The sequence below is a fragment of the Gillisia sp. Hel_I_86 genome (genome assembly GCF_007827275.1).
Classification (GTDB): Bacteria; Bacteroidota; Bacteroidia; order Flavobacteriales; family Flavobacteriaceae; genus Gillisia.
Genome location: NZ_VISE01000001.1, coordinates 2,533,186 through 2,557,307, shown reverse-complemented (window position 1 = coordinate 2,557,307; position 24,122 = coordinate 2,533,186). Strand labels below are relative to the sequence as shown.

5 protein-coding genes are annotated in these 24,122 nt (G+C 37.9%); 3 read left to right on the top strand and 2 right to left on the bottom strand.

The window, feature by feature from the left end; translation table 11 throughout:
- The first annotated feature begins 184 nt into the window (after positions 1-184).
- From JM83_RS11490 to JM83_RS11480, 3 genes are all read left to right on the top strand, one after another.
- A complete protein-coding gene (locus tag JM83_RS11490) occupies positions 185-9,925 on the top strand; it encodes a LamG-like jellyroll fold domain-containing protein (RefSeq protein ID WP_144962218.1) in 9,741 nt (3,246 codons plus the stop codon).
- A 534-nt stretch (positions 9,926-10,459) separates the two neighbouring features.
- Positions 10,460-19,567: an HYR domain-containing protein gene (locus JM83_RS11485; RefSeq protein WP_186434989.1), complete on the top strand. Its 9,108-nt coding sequence runs from the start codon at positions 10,460-10,462 to the stop codon at positions 19,565-19,567.
- Positions 19,568-20,179: 612 nt separating this feature from the next.
- Entirely contained in the window at positions 20,180-20,608 is a 429-nt protein-coding gene (locus tag JM83_RS11480) for a hypothetical protein (RefSeq protein ID WP_144962213.1), read from the top strand.
- 135 nt (positions 20,609-20,743) lie between these two features.
- Here the strand turns inward: JM83_RS11480 and JM83_RS11475 are convergent, their stop codons facing one another.
- Together JM83_RS11475 and JM83_RS11470 are read right to left on the bottom strand one after the other, a co-directional pair.
- Positions 20,744-22,213: a potassium/proton antiporter gene (locus JM83_RS11475; protein WP_144962211.1), complete on the bottom strand. Its 1,470-nt coding sequence runs from the start codon at positions 22,211-22,213 to the stop codon at positions 20,744-20,746.
- A 541-nt stretch (positions 22,214-22,754) separates the two neighbouring features.
- Complete coding sequence (locus JM83_RS11470) at positions 22,755-23,705, bottom strand: Fic family protein (RefSeq protein ID WP_144962209.1); 951 nt, start codon at positions 23,703-23,705, stop codon at positions 22,755-22,757.
- Positions 23,706-24,122: the final 417 nt, after the last annotated feature.

Below are 24,122 nucleotides of genomic sequence, written 5' to 3'. Positions count from 1 at the left end.
ATAGTTATTAAAAATTAGATGTAAAAATGTAATTTAGATTGTTAACTCCCAACATTCCAATCTGATACTTCACAAAACTCTCCCAAAGTTTTGTTCTACTTTATTAATAATTACCCGAATACCCCATATAAATTATCACTCGAATTCCCCCACGTAATTTAGTTTGCTCTAAATAAAAACGGCTATGGGAAAAAAATTACCATTTCTCTTTGTTTTGCTAATTGCCCATCTGTCACCTACATCAGTAATGGCACAATGCCCTACCTCGGTTTCAATTTCTGCAGCCCCGGGCACAACTATATGTGCAGGCACCTCTGTAACATTCACAGCAACACCTAATAGTGGTTCAAATTGGACTTACGAATGGCTTATTGGCAATACGAGCCAATCTACGACAGGAAATACATTCACATCAAGTACTCTTGGTAATTCAGATAAAATAAAAGTTATAGTTACTTCTGTAGATGGTGCTTCATGTAACACCAATAATAACCTTACAATGACCGTGAACCCGATGTTAACTCCCTCGGTATCGATATCGGCATCAAAAACCACTATATGCCCAGGGGAGAATGTTGTTTTTACTGCAGCTCCTATTAATGGAGGCTCTTCTCCATCATATATATGGAAAATTGGATCAACCGTTCAAAATAGCACCTCCAACACATTTTCTACTACAGCACTTACCGATGGCCAATCTGTAACAGTGCAGTTAACTTCTAATGCAACTTGTGCAACACTAACAACTGCAACTAGTTCGCCAATTAGTATCACTGTAAAACCGGGAACTCCTGCCACCCCCGAAATTATTTCCGGACAAGCTGAGGTTTGTCCAAGCATTTCTTCTTTAACTTATTCTATCTCACCAGTGGCAAATGCCACTTCGTATGAATGGACACTGCCAGTGGGCTGGTCTGGAAATAGCACAAACACTACTATAAATGCCACTTCTGGCACTACAGGTAGTGGCACAATTAGCGTAAAAGCTAAAAATGACTGCGGAACCAGTGCAGCACAAACATCTGCAGTAAACGTCCTAAACGGCACACCTAACGTACCTAAAACGATCTCCGGAATGGCAAATTTATGTCCGGGAGCTAACGAAACATATTCTATTGCTACAGTCTCTGGAGCCACCGAATATGAATGGACCTTACCCAATGGCTGGGCAGGAACAAGTATCACTAATACTATAGATGTTACAGCAGGTGCCCCAGGCAATGGTAATATTACAGTTAAGGCAAAAAACAGCTGTGGCACCAGTGCCGCTAAAACCATGGCTGTTTCATTAAAACCGGCTACGCCGGCAGTACCCATCGCAATTTCTGGAACTGTGGATATTTGCCCGGGCACCACCAATACTTATTCCATCGCCGCAGTTGCCAATGCCACAAGCTATGAATGGACATTGCCAAATGGCTGGACAGGAACAAGCACATCCACATCTATTAATGCTACAAGCAATACTTCCGGCGGAAATATCACGGTAAAGTCAATTAACGATTGTGGCACAAGTACCGAACAAACTTTGGCTATCACAATAAAACCAGGAACTCCTGCGACACCTTCAGCTATTTCAGGCTCTAACACGGTTTGTCCAAATACTTCAGAGACCTATTCGGTTACTAACGATGCAACTGCTTCAGAATACATCTGGACACTGCCAAACGGGTGGACAGGAACAAGTACTACTTCATCTATAACGATTAATACAGGCAATTCAGGATCTGGAAACATTACAGTAAAAGCTAAAAACGATTGTGGTACCAGTTCGGCAGCTACTATTGCTGTAAGTGTAAAAGCGCCAGCGCCAGTTATGAGTGGGACGATATCAGGTCCTGCCTTGATATGTGCCGGTAGTGGAGGCTTAATTTATAGTATACCAGCCATTACAAATGCGACTTCTTATACTTGGACACTTCCAAATGGATGGTCTGGAACTAGTACAAGCAATTCTATCACCGCGACGGCGGGTTCTAGTGGAAACATTTCGGTAATTGCAAAAAATAGCTGTGGGGACAGTAGTGCCTCACAGAATTTCAATGTACAAAGCACCTCTGGAATTCCTGCCACACCTGGATTAATAACTACAAGCTTAGGTGATAATGAAAAAATATGCCCACCTTATTCCAATATAAGTTTTAATGTTCCCAGTGTCGCCAATGCAACAAGCTATAACTGGATCCTGCCTTCTGGTTGGGAAATTACTGCGGGTATGAACACCAATAATATTATTGTTAGAGTAAATGCCACAGATGCTTCTTCCAGTACTGTTTCAATTGCTGTTGAAGCAACAAATATTTGCGGTAAAAGTGGACAATCAGTAAAAACCGGGATTGAAGTAGCTAATTTTATAATCACAGATTTGGGTGAGGATAAAACATTTTGTAAATCCTTAGCTCCTATAAAAATAAGCGGAAATGTAGAATTTGGCAATGCAACTTTTAAACCTACATTTAAAGCAACAGATAGAAATAATAATGTTGGCTTTGTGGCTCCTTCTAATGTAAAGGGACGTTTTGACTTTACATACACACCTATTCAGGCAGACATAGATAGGGGTCAGGTAACTCTCTTACTTACTGTACCTAAACCTAATGGAAGCAACACCAGTTGCAGAAATGGTATAGACGAAATGGTTATTTTCTTTAAACCAGACCCCACCGCAACAATTGCAGGAAATGCTACAATTTGTTCTGGAACATCGTCTGATATTACTTTTACCGCCACTCCCAATACCACGATTACTTACAATAAAAATGGAGGAACCAATCAAACTATTGGCATAGGCGCAAGTGGAACTGCAACTATAAACTCTGGGCCTCTTACTGCAAATACCGACTATAACCTGGTTAGTATAAAATATGCAGATGCTCCCGACTGTTCCAAAAGTGTCACTGGAACCGCGACAATAACAGTTACCCCCATTCCAACTGCAAGTATTGGTTATACATCTTCTTCTTTTAGCAAATGTATAGATACAGATCAGCCTGTTAATTTAACCGGTACAGGGGCATATCAAAACGGAGCTTTTTCGGCTCCGGCTGGATTATCCATCAATTCATCTACAGGAAGTATTAATCCATCATCGAGTACAGCAGGAACTTATAACGTATCCTATACCACACCCGCTTCTGGAGGTTGTGATGCGGTTGCGGTTACTACAGATGTTACTATTATAGAACTTCCTACCATAACTTTAAGCTATGCGGGAACACCCTTTTGTTTAGATAACACTTCTTCCACATTACCAAGCTTGGGGGGAACTGGAAATTACCAAGGGGGAACCTATTCTGCACCTTCAGGTTTAAGTATAACGAGCGGAACCGGAGCAATTGATATTTCAAATAGTACCCCTGGAACTTATACAGTAACCTATTCCATTATACCTTCTACAGGATGTGCTCCAATAACTCAAACCGCGGGAGTTGTTATCACTGAAAAACCAACACCGGTCATTGCTTATGGTGCCGCAGAATTCTGTAAATCCCTGAGCGCTTCTCAATCGGTAAATTTATCCGGATCTGGGATCATAAGCGGAGGCATCTATTCCTCTACCCCGGCGGGATTGAATATAGATGCAAATGGAGGTATTAATCCGAGTTTAAGCAATCCCGGGAATTATACTATTACTTATTCTCTGGATGCCGCCAATGGTTGCGAAGGAGCAAGTGCTGAAACACCTATTAGTATTTCTGATATTCCTTTTGCTGAAATTAGTTATGCAGGGCCTTTTTGCCAATCTGATACCACTGCTAAAACCGTTAGCTTCAGTAATACAACAGGAGCTTATCAAAATGGCACTTTTTCGGGTACCGCAGGATTGGATATCAATGCCACATCAGGTGAAATTATTCCTTCAAGCAGTCAATCTGGAAACCATACAGTAACGTATACAATTCCGGCCAGCGTAGGTTGTGCTCAAATTATTATTACGACACCGGTAACTATCACGGCAACTCCACAAGCTACTATTGCATATGCCAGACCATTTTGCAACTCAGACACTAATACATATACTGTAACTTTCTCCAATACAGCGGGAGCATACCAAAATGGGGTATTTTCTGGCACAAGCGGTTTAAGCATTGCTTCAGATGGAGCTATTACACCTTCTACAAGTTCTGCTGGACCTCATACTGTAACGTACACAATTCCTACTGAAAATGGATGCCAAGAAGTGGTTTCAACTACAGATATAGAAATTTTTGAAAAGGTTCTAATTACCACCCAACCTTCTAATTTAGGAATATGCTCTACCCAGCCGGCTTCGTTTAGCGTTGTTGCTTCGGGAGATAATTTAACATACCAATGGTTCAAGGACAATGCAGCCATTAGCGGTGCAACTTCTGCAAGTTTCAACCTTAATAATGCAACTTCTACAAATGCCGGTGATTACCATGTAGTTGTGAGTGGCAGCAATTCGTGCTCTTCTGATACTTCTGATACAGTTACTTTAAATGTAGATGAAGAAATAATCATTATTAAACCTGCCGAAGATGAAACATTCTGTGAAAATGACGTAACAGAAATCACTTTTGAATATATAGCACATGCCAATGGTGCACCGCTAACCTTTGAATGGATAAAGGTTAATAATGTAATAACTGCCGGAGGTAATTATACTATGACAACATCGGGTCCTACAGGAGTGACAGGAGAATATAGCGGCAAACTTATAATTTCCAATTTAACTGTTGCAGACAATGGAGCGTATGCAGTAAAAATAAAAGGACCAGATTACTTTACCTGTCCAGATGCTACTTCCAAGTCGTTCACACTAAGTATTAAAGACCAGCCAGATGCTCCTGAAACCACCGACATTAGTTACTGCCAAGGAGATGTAGCTTCAGCCTTAACAGCAACTGGAACTAACTTAAAATGGTATGCCACTGAAACCGGGGACGATCTTATTACAGGTACACCAACCCCTTCTACTACTACTGTTGGAACTACATCCTATTGGGTAAGTCAGAGTCCCTTAACTTGTGAGAGTCCCAGAGCTAAATTAGTGGTAACAATTAATGAAAAACCAGCTATACCAGCAACCACAGCGGCTTTGAGCTTTTGTTTGAATGAGGCTGTGACCACACCTTTAGAAGCCGAAGGCGATGCGGGAAATACAATAAACTGGTATGATGCTGTAGATGCCTCTACTCCACTAGCTTCCGCTCCTGTTCCAAATACAAGTACAGATGTTACTACATACTACTGGGTTAGTCAGACCAAAGATGAATGCGAAAGTGATCGGGTACAAGTCACTATTACAATAAATCCGTTGCCAATATTGACTGCAGATGCTGCAAATTCTATTATTTGTTCCGGGTCTTCCACAACCCTCGATGCTGAAGGAGCTACAAGCTATTTATGGACTGTAGATGGTACTGCCATTGAAGCCGCAGAATCCACTAAACCATCACCCACTGTGAGTCCTACTGTTACTACCACATATTTGGTTACGGGAACCAGTGATCAAGGTTGTACCAGTACCGCTGAAGTTACCATAGAAGTGGAAGAAAAAAGTGTGGGCGGCTCCATTGCAGGAACAACTACTGTATGTACCGGTACAAATTCAGGAACCCTTAGCCTCTCCGGGCATTTAGGGGATGTTATGGAATGGCAAAGTTCTACGAATGGTACCGATTGGACTTCTATATCAAATACATCTACTACACTTAATTATTCAAATCTTACCGAAACTACTGAATATATTGCACTAGTTAAAAATGGAACGGTTTGCGAACCGGCAACCTCATTAAGTGCTGTAATTACAATAGATCAATTACCCGTAGGTGGGGAACTCAATTTTGCAGGTGGCCTGGGCAATGTTTATTCTTTATGTGATAACGCTACTGCAGGAAATAATGTGCCTATTGAGTTAACAGGATATATAGGAACCATAATAGATTGGGAGTTGAGCTCAACTGCCGGAGCTACCTGGACATCTGTAAATGGAACTCCCCATACATCAACAACATATAACGGCTATAGTAATTTAACCGCCACCACACTATTTAGGGCTATTATAGGCAATGGCGTATGTGGAAATGTATATTCAGATTTAGCTATAATTAGTATTATTCCTTCCAATATTAAACCATCACCAGTTACAGCATCGCCAACAATTGTATGTTTAGGAGAGCCGGTAACATTGGCGTCTGACACGGGTTATGGAACCATTGGAAATATAAATGATAAAGGAGATTTTAACAGTGCCAACTCTATGACCAATAACGGATGGAGGGTAAGGAGATATGGTAGCACAGTAGATCTTGATTTTCCGGCAAGTGGAGATAATTTAAGACCCGATAAATGGGTGAATACCAATGATCATCCTTTCTATACCCGTACGTTGAGTAATGTTACTCCTTTCCAGGAATATAACCAGCGATATGATTCCCGCGATAAAAAATTCGCTATAGTTTCGGGCAATAATCCATCCACAATGGAAACCCCTGTTTTCAACACCTTCGCTATGGATGATCTAAGCTTGACCTATGATCAGGCATATCATTTGGTAAATCCTGAAGACAGGATTTTAGTAGATATTTCTATTGATGGTGGAAATACATATAATACTATTCTAAAAGAAATTACCGGGCCAAGTACCTCAGGAAACTATGATAAATTTGGAATAGTAAATACTCCCGAAAATCAGGTAAAATTAGATTTAAGTGACTATATAGGGCAAACAAATCTTAGAATTAGGTTTACATATTTAGGAACTATAGCGGGTAGTATTTGGGCGATAGATAATATTCAGGTACCAGACGAACCTAATAAAGTTACATTGGAATGGCGGGACAATACTTTAAGTGATCCCGGAGAATTAATTGGAACTACAGACACGGTAACATGGATACCAAAATATATAGGTGAAAACATATTTGAGGTAACCACATTTATCTTAACGGATGATGCAGGAAACGGATGTACTGCCCAAGGGAATTCTGAAACTATTTCGGTGTACGCCTTTGATCCATACACTAGTGTTGCTACTGCAGAAACTGTGGGGTGCGGGACTAAAAGCATCAATATTAATGCTACAATTACGGGTTTAAATCAGGGTGAGATCACCGCTTTTCCCGATGGCGATGATTCGACGGTAAAATGGGAAGTAATTTCAGGTCCTGCTGGTGGAACTTTTGTAGACATGACCAGTGCTAATACTGTATTCACTCCAGCTGTTCCTGGAGAATATACTTTACGTTGGGAAATCGCTAAAGATACAGATAGCCCATGTACTCCCATTCATACCGATATTACATTCACAATAGAAGATTGTACTACCTTGGATTTCGATGGTGAAGATGACTTTGTGGATCTGGGAACTGATTATACTGGAACCTATAGTATTGAAGCTTGGTTTAGACCTGAAGCAACTACAGGAACTATTATTTCCAAAAGGGATGAAAACAACGGGAATGGTTTCGATCTTGGTCTAAACAATGGTAAAATTGTATTTAGCTGGAATGCCGGTGTGCTTACCTCACCACAAAATATTACTGCAAATAACAGGTGGTACCATGCCGCAGTTAGTTTTAATGGTAGTAATGCCGAACTCTTTATAGATGGTATCTCTGTGGCCAGCCATACGGGGGGCGCTTATTTAAATGGAACCGCTTCTATGATCATTGGAGCCAAGCATGATCCTGCAGCTCCACTTACAAATAAAGGTAATTTTTCAGGATGGATAGAAGAAGTTAGAATTTGGAACACGGTTCTTACCGAAAAACAAATTCGATTTATGATGAACCAACGTCTTTATAATAATGGTGCCCAAATGGGGGTTGAGATCCCGATGGATGTTCCAGAAGGACTCACCTTTAATAATCTTGCTGGATATTATCGATTAATTGCTACAGATATCTTAACGGGAGGCCTTACTGCAGATCTTGCAAGCACTGCGATAAATGGAGTACTTCATAATATGGAAACGCTTCAAGAAAACACTGCCCCCCTCCCATATACTTCTAGGGTAGATGGACAAACTTGGGGCACCGATGATACTTGGACATATTTTGATGTGTGGGATGCGCCAAATAGCAATGGTGTAGACGGCACACCAATAGAGTGGAATATTGTAAGGACTTCCCACGATATAAAATCTGGAGGAAAAGACATTACAATATTAGGATTATTGTCTGATACTGCAGGCAAAATGTTAAGCATCGCAGATCCTGGTGGCGCACAAGATGAAACAAACAATGGCCAATTCATAAGGGTTACCCATTATCTACTTTTAGATGGAAATATGGATCTAGTTGGGGAATCTCAATTATTACAAGATGAGGGCAGCCTACTTGCCGAAGCTAGTGCTGGATATTTAGAAAGGGATCAACAAGGAACTTTAAGCAGCTTCAACTATAATTATTGGACAGCCCCAGTAAGTACTCGGGGAGCGGCCAATAATTCTGGATTTACTGTACGTAACATTATGTGGGACGGAACAGATTCCAATAATCCTAAAGCAATAAATTATCAACCAGGTTATCCCGCTGCAGATGGAGCAAAAACAAATCCAATTACCAAGAGTGATTACTGGATCTTTAAATTTGCAAATAAATTGACCAATGATTATGATTCTTGGCAACATATTGGAAGTACAGGTTTCTTAAAAGCTGGAGAAGGACATACCATGAAAGGTGCTTCTGGAGTTGATGGTATAGCGGCAATTCCTCAAAAACAAAACTATGTTTATAGAGGCAAGCCAAACAATGGAGATATTACCTTAACTATAGACAAGGAACGAAATTACCTAATTGGTAATCCGTATCCTTCGGCATTAGACGCAACAGAATTTATTTTAGATAATTTAAATTCCAGCACTGTTTCTGGAGCGAGGAACAATAAAAATGTATTTAATGGTGTGATCTATTTCTGGGATCATTTCTCTGGAGCAACACATATTCTACGAGAATATATTGGAGGTTATGCTACCCTAAATTTAATTGGTGGTGCCCCTGCAATTTCAAATGACGAAAGGGTAAATGCCAATAATGCCGTTGGTACAAAAACACCAGAGCAATTTATCCCTGTTTCTCAAGGGTTCTTTGTAAACACCGGTACCGATGAAAGTTTATCTGGTGGGGAAGTGTTTACCCTAGATGGCGGAGCCATTACCTTTAAAAATAGCCAACGTGTATTCGCTAGGGAAAGTTCTGGAAATTCTATCTTTTTAAGACCTGAGAATATCACTAAAACTGGGAAAGAAGAGATTAAAAGTATAATTCCTAAAATTCGAATTTCATTTAAATCTCCCAAAGGATATAACAGACAACTTTTAGTAGGTGCAGATCCAAATACTACCAATGGATTTGATATTGGTTACGATGCACCGATGATTGAATATAACTTGGAGGATATGTATTGGTTACAGGGTGGTAATTTCTTGGTAATTCAAGGAGTTCCAGATTTTGGGAAAGATCAAGTTTTACCATTAGGGGTTCGAATAGACCAATCTGGAGAGTTTAAAATAAAAATCGATACCCTGGAAAATATCAATGAAAATCAAACTATCTATTTAAGGGATATCATATTGGATACAATTCATGATATGAGATCTGAGCCTTATGTATCAACATCTGAAGCTGGAGAAATTACAAATAGATTTGAACTTATATTTTATAAAGAATCAAAACAAGACCCAATTATTGAAGATCCAGTACTAATAGATGATCTAACAGACATAAGCCTTCTCCATTCTTATACCGAAAATGAAATGATGGTATTAAATCCTAAAGAATTAAGGATCTCTGCCATCTATTTATTCGACCTTAATGGTAAATTATTAAGTGTATTTGATGATGTCCCCTGTGAAAAAGAGATCATCCTAAAAGTTGCCAATTTCAGCGAGGGAATATACATATTAAAAATGCATACTGATAATGAGATCGTTACACGAAAAATAATAATGAAAAATTAGGGAAACAACTCCTCTTGAAATTTTATAAATTGTGTATCCATTTTTGGTGCAGCAAGGCCTTGACCATATCGTCATTCTGTTCGGGCCCATCACAAGTTTTACGTCCTCCTCCATACTTACTTGTATACTGAAACAAGTTGGGCATGACAAAAATTATGAAGGTTGCGGCTTTAAATTAAAATTAAGTACAAAAGCGGACAATTGGAAAACTTTTTCTGAATATCCGGAATCATTCACAATGTAGCATTTGGACGTCACCCTGAATTTATTTCAGGATCTCTACTTAATGTATTGATTCTTAGTATTATGAGATTCTGGAACAATTCCGATAACTATCGGAACAGAATGACTGTATTTATCATGTTATGATACTTTACGGATATGCATAAAAATTAACAAGTAATCACTTACTTATTTTTATAATATTATGTTTAAATGGGTTAAAATCTGTATTTTATAGATAATTTTGATCTTTAATCAAGTATGTTTATAAACATTCTACGTAAATTTGGTAGCTGTTATAAAAAAAATTATATGGGAAAAATTACCCCAAGGGTTAAAATCATACTATTATATTTATTTTTTGTAGGTGCTTTTTTTAATTCTTATGCTATTTCAAATTCATACTTTCTGACACTTCCAGAAACTGATGCCCATATATCAGTTTTTAAGGTTTCAAGTAAGGAGGCTTCTTCTAGTTCCCGCGATTTCAATGAAAGCTCTTCTCCATTGAAAGAGGGGGGGAATTATTTAAATTTTTTAAAGCAAATATCCTATAGGTTAAATCCTTATTCTGTTCGTTATTATCTCAAAACAAATTTTAAGAAGAAAATTCAGTCGCATTTTTCAAGTGGCCTAATGTTATCTAAAGCTCATGATTTTTTAGAAAGAACCTCCTATTCAGGATCTTGTGATAATGATACGATAAATCCAACACTTACACCACCGGCCAATGTTACCGTAAACTCCGATACCAATAAGTGTGCAGCTTCCGCAGTGAACCTTGGAACCCCTACCACTAACGATAATTGTGGTGTAAAAAGCGTCACCAATAATGCACCCGCCACTTTTCCATTGGGTTCCACAACTGTTACCTGGACGGTAACCGATGATTCCAACAATACCACTACTGCCACTCAAACAGTTACGGTAAAAGACAATCAAAACCCAACGATTGCACCACCAGCCAATGTTACTGTAAACTCCGATACCAATAAGTGTGCAGCTTCCGCAGTGAACCTTGGAACCCCTACCACTAACGATAATTGTGGCGTGAAAAATGTCACCAATAATGCACCGGCCACTTTTCCATTGGGTTCCACAACTGTTACCTGGACGGTAACCGATGATTCCAACAATACCACTACTGCCACTCAAACAGTTACGGTAAAAGATAATCAAAACCCTACAATTACGCCACCGGCCAATGTTACTGTAAATTCCGATACCAATAAGTGTACAGCTTCCGCAGTGAACCTTGGAACCCCTACCACTAACGATAATTGTGGCGTGAAAAATGTCACCAATAATGCACCGGCCACTTTTCCATTGGGTGCAACAACTGTTACCTGGACGGTAACCGATGATTCCAACAATGCCACTACCGCCACTCAAACGGTTACGGTAAACGATAATCAAGCCCCAACACTTGCACCACCGGCCAATGTTACTGTAAATTCCGATACCAATAAGTGCACAGCTTCCGCAGTGAACCTTGGAACCCCTGCCACTAACGATAATTGTGGTGTAAAAAGCGTCACCAATAATGCACCCGCCACTTTTCCATTGGGTTCCACAACTGTTACCTGGACGGTAACCGATGATTCCAACAATGCCACTACCGCCACTCAAACAGTTACGGTAAAAGATAATCAAAACCCAACGATTGCACCACCGGCCAATGTTACTGTAAATTCCGATACCAATAAGTGTACAGCTTCCGCAGTGAACCTTGGAACACCTACCACTAATGATAATTGTGGCGTAAAAAGCACCACCAATAATGCACCCGCCACTTTTCCATTGGGTTCAACAACTGTTACCTGGACGGTAACCGATGATTCCAACAATGCCACTACCGCCACTCAAACAGTTACGGTTAATGATAATCAAGCCCCAGTCAAGCCAATCTTGTCAGATATTGTAGATTGGAGTTGCAGCAAGCAAATCACTGATTTTCCAACAACTACAGATAATTGTGAAAATCTAATTACAGGTACTACTACAGATAATCTTCAATTCGAAACATTTGGAGAATATTCTATTACATGGACTTTTACTGATAATTCAGCCAATAGTACTACAGCTGTTCAAAAAGTAATTATTCCTGAACCAACAGTGAATCAACCTAATGATATTATAGTATGTAACGACGAGACAATTTCAACTATTGGTTTCTCAGGAAGCCTCGTATCTGGAACTACTTATAATTGGATAAACACAGACACTTCTATAGGTTTGCAAGGAAGTGGAATTGACAATATTGCTTCTTTCACAGCTATTAACAACACTACAGATCCAGTTATTTCAACAATTACAGTAACACCAATAGCAAATGATTGCCAAGGTGATCCGGTAAGTTTCTCTATCACTATAAATCCTACTCCAACCATTACAAAACCAGCCGACGTAGTAGTTTGTGACGGTGGAACTGTGGAAGAAATTGTTCTTCGAGGTTCCTCTGTAAATGGAACAAAAAGAGATTGGACAAATGATAATACTGCTATAGGACTGGGAGCAAGTGGACGTAACAGAGTAGGTTCATTTGTAGCATCGAATACCACCAATCAAAGTATTTTTGCAACCATAACTATAGTTCCAACCGCGAACGATTGTGAAGGTATTCCAGAAACCTTTAAAATTGAAGTTAAACCTAGGCCTACCGTTACGGCCCCTGAAGACCAAGTTTATTGTAATGGGATTTTAACTAACGCTATCCCTTTAACCGGAACACCTACCGGTATTATCTATGATATTAAAGGAGGAGGAGCGATAGGTTTATCCAATAAAATAGGTGTGGCAGAAATTCCTGCATTTACTGCCCTAAATGGGTCTGCAACTATAGAAATTACACCCAAAGCAAATGGTTGTAGTGGAGATCCAGTTACCTATAACATTACTGTGAATCCTACCCCAACTGTATCCTTAACTCCACCAAACCAAGCTATTTGCTCGGTAGAAACAACAAATATTTCTTTATCTGGTCCAATAGAAGGATCTACTTTCAGTTGGACAATTGCTGAAATTTCTCCTGCTGGAAGCATTACGGGAGCTACCGATGGAACAGGAGAAAAAATACAACAACTCCTTACCAACACTACAAATGCAGTGGCTACCATTAAATATAAAATAACACCAGTTGCAAATAATTGTGATGGAACCCCAATAACAGCGACCATAACCGTAAATCCAACACCAGTATTACAAATAACAATTCCAGAATGTACAGAATCTATAGATTTAACTTCTCCAACTATAAAAACTGGGAATACGACTTCTGGTCTTACTTATACTTACTGGAACGATATTGATGCCACTATACCCCTTTCAAATCCATCTACTGTTGGAAAGGGCACTTATTATATAAAAGGAACTACCTCATCTGGCTGCTATATTATAAAAGAAGTAGTGGTTATTAAGTTAGAACCAGTTATTATCAATTTTAACGATGCACCTTCCCAAATATGTAGCGGCTCTAATTTTGATTTCACCCCGATAAGCAATATAGAAAACACTTCCATTACATGGACTAGAGCTGCAGTAGGGGAAAATCCTGCTACTCAATCAGATGATAAAAATATAGAAAACCCTAATGAAACCTTATTAAATACCAGTTCCAGTACTATTACTGCTAAATACCTGTTTAAGCTGGAAACAGATGATGGTTGCATTAATTCTAGGGAAATAAACGTTGATATCCTCCCGGAACCTCAATTAACCAACAATCCAATTGGTGATCATTGTAATGGAGAGCAAATATCCCATAATTTAGAAAGTAACCTAAATGGCACAACGATAACTTGGAGAAGAGATGCGTTTCTAGGCAATCCTGCGAATACAGGCTCCGGAAATATCAATGAAGCCTTGTATAATGATTCCGGAAATACGGTAGGTGTTACTTATTACATCACCTTAAAATCTTCTGAAGGATGTTCTAGTGAAACGCAATTAAGTTTCCCCCTTTTATCGGGTCCAAAGGTAACAGTCACAGCATCTTCTACTGAAATATGCCCTGGTGGAAGTGTGAATTTATTTTCTACTTTTGAAGGTGAAGCATCCCTTTCCACAACTTTAATAGATGAAAATTTTAATGGAAATGCAAGTAACTGGGCTAAACTAAACAGAACTACTCCTTCCTCAAGTCGCACTGCTGCAGCCTGGACTTTACGTCCGAATAATTACGATGCCACCTATAATATTATAAGCTCAAATGATTCGTCTCAATTTTATCTCTCTAATAGTGATGCTGCTGGCTCTGGAAGTAGCACAGACACTTTCCTAAAATTTAAGAATCCAATTAATACAGTTGGCTATTCATCTTTAACATTGAGTTTTTGGAGTTTTTTTAGAAAATATAATACTGATGATATAGCTGAAGTTCAAGTTTCCACTGTAAATAATGATAATGATTCCAATTGGACCACCATCAAATCCTATACTTTTAATTTAAATGGAGTTCAATCCATCGATCTCTCTGGATATACAGGAATATCTACATTGTACATACGCTTTAGGTACAAAGCAACCTGGGGCTACTACATGGGTATAGATAATGTGAAAATAACCGGAGAAACTAAAGTCCCTGAGGTTACCTGGACTTCTTCTACAGATCCTGATTGGACTTCGAATGAGCAAAATCCAAATAATGTTTTTCCTTCTGAAACTACTGTATATACTGCGACTTATAGCGACCCGGATATTGAATGTCCGGGTATTGGTAAAGTTGAAGTTATTGTAAGACAACCCCCAGTGGTAACTATTACCCCAAATTATTGTGGGGATTCCACTTTTATCGAATTAGTGTCGGACAGCGAGTTTTCAACTTATCAATGGGAATCTGGAGGTGAAATATTAGGAACTGGCCGCTCGGTAGATGTAGAACTTGCGCGAACTTATACTTTAACGGTAACAGACAGTTTTGGCTGTTCGGGAATTGGCTCCATAAGTGTTTCAGATGAATTGCTCGTAAACGGTGATTTTGAAAGTGGTACTACAGGATTCTACACCGAATATACAGATCAAACTGGAGTTTCAAAGAGCTTATATCCTGAAGGGTATTTTGCCGTAGACGATAATGCCAATTTTTATCATGATAATTTCTATGGTAAGGACCATACCACTGGAAGTGGGGACTTTATGATTATTAACGGGCACCCGGGTTCTGGAAAAGTTATTTGGAGACAAACCATAACCAATATTCAACCAAATACCAACTATTACTTTAGTGCCTGGGGAATGAATTTAAACCCTGCGAATCCCGCGCGACTTCAATTTCAAGTAAATGGCGTTCCCACGGGTACTATAGCAGATCTAAAAGACGCTCCAAAGCCTACCAGTAATGGGCAAGTGAATACAAATAACTGGATCCAATTTTATAGCAACCCGTTCTGGAATTCTGGCAATGCAACTAATGCCGTACTGGAAATTATAAACTTAGAAACAATACGAAGCGGTAATGATTTTGGATTAGACGATATTTCTTTTGGAACTCTGGAACCAATTATTTTCAGCATAGACCCCACAAATAACTCTGCAATATGCGAAGGAAGTACTTTAGAATTATATGCTAATATTGAAGGTGGAAGAGATCCTATAGCATTCCAATGGGCCAATGCCAATGGTATTATTGTTTCTACAGAAGAAAATCCTATTTTAGAAAACTTATTAGCTACAGATTCTGGTACTTATACCCTAACAGTTACAGATGCTTATGATTGTTCTCCACAAGTTGGAAGTACGGAAGTAGAGATTATCCCAAAAACCATTGTAAATGCCGGGGAAGATCAAACTGTTTGTGCAGAGAATGCTTTAATAACTTTAAATGGCTTGGTTACTGGATCTATTTCCACCGGAGCATGGACTGGAGGGGAAGGGACTTTTAATCCTAATAGAAATACCTTAAATGCTACCTACACTCCAAGTGCCGGAGAAATTTCTACAGGATCTGTAATTTTAATACTTACTTCTGGAACACCTGTTTCTCCCTGCACTATTGCAGAAGATGCTTTTACACTAACCATAAATCCAACTCCAATAATTGATAGTATTGAAACCATAATGCCTAGCTGTTATCAAGGAAGCGACGGATCGGCAAAAGCTATGTTATCCAGTGGAACCGGAACTTATAGCTATCTATGGAGTGATGGCCAAACTACCCAAACGGCTACAGGCCTTAGCAAAGGGGGTTATAGTGTAATTGTGACAGATGAAGCGGGTTGTTCCGTTACTGGGAACATCACAATAATTGAACCTTCTCCATTAGAAATTGTTGCATCTAGTTTTACCCCGGTGCAATGTTTTGCAGGGGAAGATGGAACTGTCTCCATAGAAGTCACTGGAGGGGTGTTAGATGGTGAGTCGCCAGAATATATAATTACTTTGCTTGATAAGGATGGTATTGAAATTTTTAAGGCTGAAACAAACACAACAGGAGCCATTACGGTATCCAACTTAACCGCTTCTACGTATACCTTTACAGTTACCACTCCCAATGCGTGCACTTCGCTTTCTATAGCCTTAACAGTAAATCAACCAGATGAAATCCCTGCGAATGCTGGAGATGATATCTCTATTGCTGAATGTGGTACTACAACATTCAATCTTAATGCTGCCGAAATTGATCCTACAGCGGCTTCTGGCAGCTGGTCTATCACTTTTCCTGCCGATGGCGGGGGTGGTACATTTAGCGATGATAGCGCCAGGCAAAGTACATTTACAGGAACAGCCAACACTTCTTACACCTTAAGATGGACGATTACACCAGCCAATGGTTGCCCGCCTATTTTTGACGAACTGGATATCACTTTCCCTCCCAGCTGTAGTAAACTCGATTTTGATGGAATAGATGACTATGTGGATTTTGGAGATAATTTTAATTTACGAAATCCTGAAAATACTTTTTCCTTAGAGGCTTGGGTAAAACCCAATTCTATAAATGGAATCAATACCATTATCTCTAAACGAAATTTAAACGATCTAGCTGAAGGTGGCTATGATTTAATTTTAAACAATGGCAAACCTAGTTTTAGATTAAACAACAAAACAATTACGACTACCAAATCCATTGGCACAGATAGATGGTATCATTTAGCAGCAGTTCAGGAAGGAAGTGTCATTAGTTTATATGTAGATGGCATTAAATTAAAGACAGATAATTTGTCTACCAAACCAAAAAATATTGATGCGCCTATGCTCATAGGTGCTATGTACGACTCAGCTAATCCGTTATTCCCTAAAAATAATTTCCATGGTTGGATAGAAGAAGTTAGAATTTGGAATACTGGATTAAATCAAGAGCAGGTAAGGTTCATGATGAATCAGCGTATTCAAAACAATAACGGAAAAGTTCAGGGTGAAATAATTCCATTAGATGTTCCTTTAGGGCTGTTATGGAACAATTTAGATGGCTATTACCGCATGATTGTTGGAGAAGTGAACAATGGACTTACTCTGGACATGGCCTCTTCGGGTATAAGTGGAATACTGAAAAATATAGAAACCACTCAAGAAAACACCGCTCCACTTCCTTATATCTCCAATAGTGATGGTAAATGGTTCGACAATACTTCTTGGCTTCATTCACAAGTCTGGGATGCCCCTAACTCAAAAGGCATTGACGGCTCCAATATTAATTGGAACATTGCTAAAATTTCCAATAATTTAAATTCTGATGTAAAAGATCTAACACTTCTTGGATTGATCTCCGAAAGCAATATCCTTACCATGGGCAAACAAAATAATCAGAATCAAGGGCAGGGCTTAATTATTTCCCATTACCTTAAACTTGACGGATTTATAGATTTGGCAGGAAAATCACAATTGGTTCAAAATGAAGGCAGTATTCTAGATGAGGCAAGTGCAGGTTATATAGAAATAGATCAGCAAGGAACCGCTAGCAGCTATAATTATAATTATTGGTCGTCACCAGTGAGTGAACAAGGCAAACCAAATAACGCTCCATTTACAATTAAAAATATAGTCCAAGATGGCAGTGACCCCAATAATCCTGTAGCTATGAATTTTGGAAATGGCGTTACCTACGCAGATGGGCCCTTTGCAACACCCCGAAAAATCAGTAATTACTGGATCTATAAATTTAGAGGTACCGCAAACCAGTATTCGGAATGGCAGCATATTGGAAGTGATGGAACATTAATGTCCGGAGAGGGTTATACTATGAAAGGGACCTCTGGAGATGGTAAAATTAACGAAGAGCAAAATTATGTGTTTAAAGGCAAACCTCATAATGGGACTATAACGTTAACAATTGGAAAAGAACAGAATTATCTTTTAGGAAACCCATATCCTTCTGCTATGGATGCTCATGAATTTTTGCTGGATAATATTAAAGCTAACGGTGGCAGAAACGATGTTAACATATTTAATGGAGCCTTATATTTTTGGGATCACTTTGGCGGTAAGACCCATGTTTTAAGAGAATATATTGGTGGTTATGCCACAAAAAATTTAATAGATGCGGTTCCAGCAATCTCAACTGATGACAGGATAAACTCCAATGGGAATAGAGGGGTTAAAAAGCCAGAAAAATATATACCTGTTGGGCAAGGCTTTTTTATAAATACTTCTTTAGATCCATCCCTCTCTGAAAACATTAGTGTAGCCGGAGGAAATATAGTTTTTAAAAATAGCCAAAGATATTTTATTCCCGAAACGCCCGGCAATTCCCAGTTTTTAAAACCAGAAAAAAATAATAAAGAAACTAAAGGCGCTGACGTGAGGGCCAAAATAAGATTGAACTTTAAATCACCAATGGGTTATTATAGACAAATTTTAGTAGGAGCAGATGTTAATGCAACCAATGGTTTTGACCTGGGATATGATGCTCCTATAAATGACTATAACTTAGAGGACATGTATTGGCTTATAAACAAATATGAATTTGTAATTCAGGGGGTTCCAAATTTTAATAAGGACCAAGTTTTACCAATAGGAATTAGATTGGAACAAGCAGGTGAATTTAAAATTTTACTGGATACTACAGAAAATATTGATCCTGCTCAAAATATTTATTTAAGGGATCTTGTAAGGGATTCGATACATAATCTTAAAAAAACCGACTATTGGGCCAATTCGCCTTCAGGTGAAATTGTGGACAGGTTTCAAATTATCTTTTTTAATGAAGCCGATGCTACCCCGGAAATTCCTATTATAGATGACCTAACAGACATAAGCCTTCTCCATTCTTATACCGAAAATGAAATGATGGTTTTAAATCCTGAAGAATTGAGGATCTCTGCCATCTACTTATTCGATCTTAACGGTAAATTACTAAGTGTGTTTGATGATGTCCCCTCTGAAAAAGAGATCATCCTAAAAGTTGCCAATTTCAGCGAGGGAATATACATATTAAAAATGCATACTGATAATGAGATCGTTACACGAAAAATAATAATGAAAAATTAGGGAAACAACTCCTCTTGAAATTTTATAAATTGTGTATCCATTTTTGGTGCAGCAAGGCCTTGACCATATCGTCATTCTGTTCGGGTCCATCACAAGTTTTACGTCCTCCTCCATACTTACTTGTATACTGAAACAAGTTGGGCATGACGAAAATTATGAAGGTTGCGGCTTTAAAGTAATAATAAGTTCAAATGCAGACTATCAGGAAACTTTTTTCGAATATCCGTAAAGTATCCTAACTGAAAAAGGACGCCATTCTGACCTGACCACTCGAAAGTTTCAGAATCTCATTTCAATGTAAATCAATACAATATGGAGACCCTGAAATAAATTACCATTGACGTATTTTTATTTATTTGTGAATCCATGACCCTGAAACCAGTCCAGGGTGACGATGCGGAATTGTCGTCATGCTGAACTTGTTTCAGCATCCCATCAGCTTATATAAAAAACACGTCAATTCCCTACGCTAGATAATTTTTTATCATAGGTCTCAGGGTGATGAAAGAACTATTAGGTCAAAAAACGGATCTACATAAACATTTTTATAATAAATTTAGAAGCAGCCAAAAGTTAAATTTCGTATCCATCTTATAAAGCAAAAATATTAAGATGAAAAAATTAATGATAATTATTTGCTCAATTTTTCTATTTCTTGGTTGTTCCAAAAATGAAATTGGAAATGAAATTTCTTTTGAAATAATAGAAGAAAGTACATTAAGTTATTCGGACGAAAATAAAATCCCTAAGCAGTTTAAAGTTTTTGAAAATGAAAATGAATGGAATGGTTTTATCCTTGAAATTGAGAGAGTAAATCCGATGCAAGCAGAAAATTTAAGAAATCCAACTTTCGATTTTTCTAATAATAACTTAATAATTGTTATCGGTGAATTTTATAATTATTGCTGTAGCAAGATAACAATAAATCGAATTTATAAAAGTGATGGAAAAATCATAGTGAATTTTAAAGAAAGTGGGGCCGGGCCTGCAACCGCATTAAGTCAAGCCTACTTACTCCTCAAAATTCCAAAAGGCGAATAAAAAATTTCTTAAAACCAACTATCCTCGAGACAGGGCCATAGAAATATTTTGCAAGTTTTATTGTGGCCTCTGGGCTAAAAACCGTCCGGAAAGCTGGGGGGATTGTATTTTACCTCAACCGGAACTTTGAATCTCCTATACTTTATTCGTTTTAAGTGTTTTGTAAACTTCATCAAAAATTTTAGGCCTATCAGCAAGCACAATAAGCGTATCTTGTGATTTAATTTTTGTTAAACCGTTTGGGACTATATAGCTATCATCTCTTTTAATCATTGCTATTATAGCATTTTTCGGAAAGCCCAATTCCACAATTTTCTTATCTACAGCAAAGCAGTCTGGAGTTATTAAGAGTTCTTTCATTTCAGCTTTTGGGTTTTCCGCCAATAACAAATCAGTTGCGGTCAATTTCTTTTTTTCTTCTGGTAATCCTACATTCAACCATTTTGCAACAACAGAAAGAGTAGTGCCCTGAATTAATATGGAGGTGACGGAAATAAAAAACACAATGTTAAAGATCATGTTTGCCTTGTCAATTCCGGCCAATAGCGGATAAGTAGCAAACACAATAGGGACAGCACCTCGCAACCCAACCCAAGAAATATAAAACCTTCTTCTCAACTTCATTTTGAAAAACATGAGGCTAATAAACACGCCTATAGGCCGGGCAACCACTATTAAGAATAATGAAATAAGCAGCCCAATTCCTATATATGGAATAATTTGAGAAGGAAAAACAAGTAATCCTAAAGTGAGGAACAGAACAATTTGCATTAACCAAGCCAAACCATCAAACATCTTTAAAATGGTTTTTTTATGTATCAGGTCTTGGTTGCCCAAGTAAACCGCACAAATGTAAATTGCAAGAAACCCGTTACCTCCTACAAAATCTGTAGCAGAAAATGTTATGAACATCAGGGAGATAACCAAAACGGGGTAAAGACCTTCAAAGTCAAGTTTGATTTTGTTTATGATATATTTACTAAGCATACCGAAGGCAATACCTGCAACTCCACCCACAATCATTTGTTGTAAAAACAAGGGGATTATGGAGATAAAACCTTGGTCTTGATGGATCACCAAGGTTAAAAATGCAAGCGTGAGCACATATGCCATGGGATCATTACTTCCGCTTTCCAACTCTAAAGTGGGTCTCAGGTTGGTTTTTAGTGCAAGGCTTTTTGAGCGCAGAATTGAAAATACTGCTGCTGCATCTGTGGATGACACTATAGAACCCAATAACAGGCTTTCATAAATAGTAAAGTCGGTAACAAGCCATACAAATGTGCCAAGAGAAATTGCTGTCAATAAAACGCCTAATGTGGATAATGCTATTCCTTCCCAAAGAATGGGTTTAACAGTTGTCCAGTTGGTATCAAGTCCGCCAGAAAATAAGATAAAATTAAGGGATACTATACCAATAAATTGAGCAAGTTTTGGATCATCAAAAAGGATACCTCCAATGCCATCAGAGCCCGCCAACATTCCTATTGCCAAAAAGAGCAATAAGGTTGGCACGCCAAATTTATAGGAAGTCTTACCGGCAAAAATACTTATAAGAAGTAATAAAGAGCCAACCAGTAAAATATTTTCAATCGTTAAGTTCATTCTTTTTTATGCTCATATATCAACCCGCAAAGATATTATTTCTCGTCTATAAAGTGGGTGAAATGCTGGTGTTGTTTTTCACTTTGAAAATCCACATTCCAACAGCTTATCCCATGTTATTTTAATGTTGATCAGCATTGCAGCCCAACAAAAATTAAATTTTAAAACGGCTCCAATAATAATTTAACTAAAATAAGTTGCAAAGGACTTTCTGAAACTTGATAAGAAACCTTTAAGGTATTCGGAATGAGCTATTTTGCAAGTAATTTTAATGTTTAAAGTGCTTCCTCATTGGTGGTTCTAGCAATGTGCTCTCTGATTTCATTTTCGGTAAGTGCAGGCCCAAATACTATGGTTTAATGAAGCAAAAGAATTTCGGCATCTATTTGTTTGGTCCAATCACAAGCCTACTTTATCGGTCTTGGCAAGTAGCGTGGAATGGGGACGCATTCTTGTCGGCTTAGTTGTTTGTTAATTGGTTTCTAAAATAATACTTTTCACTCGATTGCCCGCTATTTGCGCTTACCGATGTTGTGCCCAGTTAAATTATATATTTAGTTTTATTCTTATCTCCTATTTTTTTAAATAATTTAAGTTCTACTCCTTTTTTAAGATCTCGACTTGCTGTTGCAACAGAGATACCTTTGAAAATTTCCATATAATCCTTTCTAGAAAATTCTCTTTTATTGAATGACACAAAATACTCAAGGCGGTCTTTTTGAGTTAATGTGCGGCTATTGAAGTTTAATAATTCCTCTAAAGACTTATTGATTACTCCAAACATATATTTAATGAATTCCGTTGATTTTCCTGACTTGTCACTATCTGATAGCGCTTTATAGTATTTTTCCTGGTTCTTGCTTATCAATGTTTCAAAGGGTAAATATTCAAATACAGGATATTTTTCCATTAGAATTAAAGTTTGCCATAATCTGCCCATTCTTCCATTTCCATCTAAAAATGGATGAATAAATTCCATTTCATAGTGAAAGACACAGCTTTTAATTAACTCTATTTCTTTCGATGATTTTAAATAGTTAAATAGATCTTTCATCAAAAAGGGAACATTTTCATGAGGAGGAGCATAATGTTCCACTTGTGTACCTTTCATAATACCTACACCTTGTTTTCTATATTTTCCGGCATCTTCAATTAGAGTTTCCATTAAATGTTTATGGCATTCTAAGAATGAATGTTCATTAAATGGTTTATAATTTTCTAAATGTTCATAAATCTTGATTGCATTCAAAACTTCCTTAACGTCTTTCTTTGGACCAATTATTCTTTTGTTTTCAAGCAACGCAGTAATCTGTTCTTCCGTCAATGTGTTGCCCTCTATTTTTAAAGAGGAATGAATTGTCTTTATTCTATTTTCCTTTCTTAGTTTGGGAGAAGGTTTGTTAAGATAATTTGCATTGATAGCTCCAACTTTCTCAGAAATTGAAGTTATCAGTCTTAAAATCTCTGGAGTAATATCGTAAGGCGGTTTCATTTGATAGTATCATTTGATAGTATCAAAGATAAGTTCATTTAATTAAAATTCGAAGGAAAGATCATGATTTTTAATTGGGTACAACAGGTTACACGAATACTCCTAAAAATCAATAAGTATAATAAATCTTTGGGTCATTTCTCTGTTTTTTTATTGTGTTATTTGGCTTGTTAAGACAACCATCTACTTTATCAACTCCTTTTAGATTGTCCGAAAAAATGAGTGAAATGTCATTTACCTCAATTACCGAGAACCGCTTGGCATTAAATAAGCGTCATTTCTTTCATATCTTTTTTTAGATATCCATAAGGAAATGAGAACCAGAAAAAAGCTTTTTTGGAGTTTACTTTATTGAACCCAAAATATCTTTATAAAAAATTAACAAGAAATATCTTACATATTTTTAAAATTGCTTAG

Bases quoted from the DNA above. Each gene is read 5' to 3' on its own strand.
- JM83_RS11490 (WP_144962218.1), top strand. From the start codon at position 185: ATGGGAAAAAAATTACCATTTCTCTTTGTTTTGCTAATTGCCCATCTG.
- JM83_RS11485 (WP_186434989.1), top strand. From the start codon at position 10,460: ATGGGAAAAATTACCCCAAGGGTTAAAATCATACTATTATATTTATTT.
- JM83_RS11480 (WP_144962213.1), top strand. From the start codon at position 20,180: ATGAAAAAATTAATGATAATTATTTGCTCAATTTTTCTATTTCTTGGT.
- JM83_RS11475 (WP_144962211.1), bottom strand. From the start codon at position 22,213: ATGAACTTAACGATTGAAAATATTTTACTGGTTGGCTCTTTATTACTT.
- JM83_RS11470 (WP_144962209.1), bottom strand. From the start codon at position 23,705: ATGAAACCGCCTTACGATATTACTCCAGAGATTTTAAGACTGATAACT.